Source organism: Prevotella sp. C561 (genome assembly GCF_000224595.1).
Taxonomy (GTDB): Bacteria; Bacteroidota; Bacteroidia; order Bacteroidales; family Bacteroidaceae; genus Prevotella; species Prevotella jejuni.
Genome location: NZ_JH114176.1, coordinates 1 through 1,768 on the forward strand (window position 1 = coordinate 1; position 1,768 = coordinate 1,768).

Below are 1,768 nucleotides of genomic sequence, written 5' to 3' on the forward strand. Positions count from 1 at the left end.
GAGACCTCTGCAAAACCTTCATTTATAGAGAAATTCCCATTTAGTTGTGTTTAGAAGCATATTCCAACGTGTTTATTGTTATAATTGATGCCGTAAAACGATTATTATCATCTATATTTGTGTCCAATTTTCTTTTATTTGAGAGCATTGGACACAATTATCCCTGGCGTTCGATATAAGTTGTAGGCAACAGCCTCCATAATATGCTGTGCATGTGTTTTGGCAAGTCCTACATATCTTGCCGTACCTCCCCTAAACCATCTGTGTATGGAACCAAAAGTGCGTTCCACCCTGTACCTAATTTTACTGATAGCCACATTGACGCGTTTCTCTCTTTCTGTAATCTTATGCGCCCTTGTTCCTTTGTGCATAATGCGACTTTTTAGTTTCATTCGAGCAAGTGTCTCCTTGTTTTCTGCCGAGTCATAACCCTTATCAGCATATACGAGAGTCTTTTTCGGAAGATTTGCTTTTTTCAGGGGCGTTTCCAAATGCTTGATGTCGCTCTCATTAGCTGCGGTAGTCTCCTCTGCAAGAACCAATCCATTTTCATCTGTAACTGAATGCCGTTTGTATCCAAAGTGGAGCCTTCCCATTTTCTTGATCCAGCGTGCCTCTCCGTCCACATTGGGCTTGAGTTTCTCCTTGAGCATAGCTTTCTCGGATTTTAATTTACCCGTTTCTTCATCTCTGTCCTCAACTATCTCATACTCCTTACGACCACGTGGACGACGAGGACTATCGGTAATGCTGGCATCGACGATAGCCCCACGTTTGACAATAACACCTTGTTGCTCCAACTGACGGTTAATCTCATTCAGTACCATATCATAAAGGTCTGCCTCTACAAGAATGTTACGGAAACGACATACAGTCGTACTATCAGGAGCAACATCTTCCAAACCCAGTCCTACAAAGCGGCTGAAAGACAAACGATCGTTTACCTGCTCCTCAACCTCACCATCACTAAGACCATACCAAGTACGAAGAAGTTCGATTTTAAAAAGCACAAAACTATCATAGCTCGGACGACCAGTTGCCTTGTTACCTTTGGTGTAGGCAATTTCAATAATACCACGGATTGGATTCCAATCGATAATATTGTCTATCTGAGAAAAGAAGGTCTGCTTGACCTTACGCTGACCGACTAATAGGTCGGCAAAACTGAGAGAGGAGAGTTGCTGTTTCATACTATAAAGGTACGAAAAAATAATGATATAAGCAAATTTCTAAACTAAGAGTTTTGCAGAGGTCTCATTCCTTGAATAAACAGTATTTCTTTGTGGCTATCATATCCCCCATTGGGTTTGGGTGGGGAATTTTATGCCTATGCAAGAACCAAGAACCCCAGAAAAGTCCCAAATCAATGGATAAATACCAAAATGTCACGTCAATATATAAAAGTAGATCGCAAAGAATAATGCTGCGGAATTGAGGTAGTTCATGCCATAATCATCATAACATGAAATTTCTAAAGGAAGACGAGGTTCTATTACATCGGGTGTACTTGTCAGTGAAGAAACGATATTAGGGTCCGCTCCATTTTCTAAAAGAAACTTTGTCATGTCATAGTTATGCTCCCATACGGCATAAAGCAGATAGGACATACCATGTTTACCCATAGAATTTACGTTCCATCCTTTGTGCATCATATCAAGGATTTTATCCTTGTTACAATCATGAATGGCTTGAATAATGGGATATTCTTTCTCACTAAAAAAAACGCTTAATAAGGTGCTTTCACTGTTAAACATAACTGCATGAGGTT

The 1,768-nt window shown here is 40.2% G+C and carries 1 protein-coding gene and 1 pseudogene; both read right to left on the reverse strand.

The window, feature by feature from the left end; translation table 11 throughout:
• Window positions 1-134 precede the first annotated feature (134 nt).
• Window positions 135-1,190, reverse strand: coding sequence for an IS5 family transposase (locus HMPREF0666_RS15790; protein ID WP_009013392.1), 1,056 nt, complete (start codon window positions 1,188-1,190; stop codon window positions 135-137).
• Window positions 1,191-1,433: 243 nt separating this feature from the next.
• Window positions 1,434-1,754: pseudogene (locus HMPREF0666_RS15795) on the reverse strand (ankyrin repeat domain-containing protein); the annotation flags it as partial.
• Window positions 1,755-1,768: the final 14 nt, after the last annotated feature.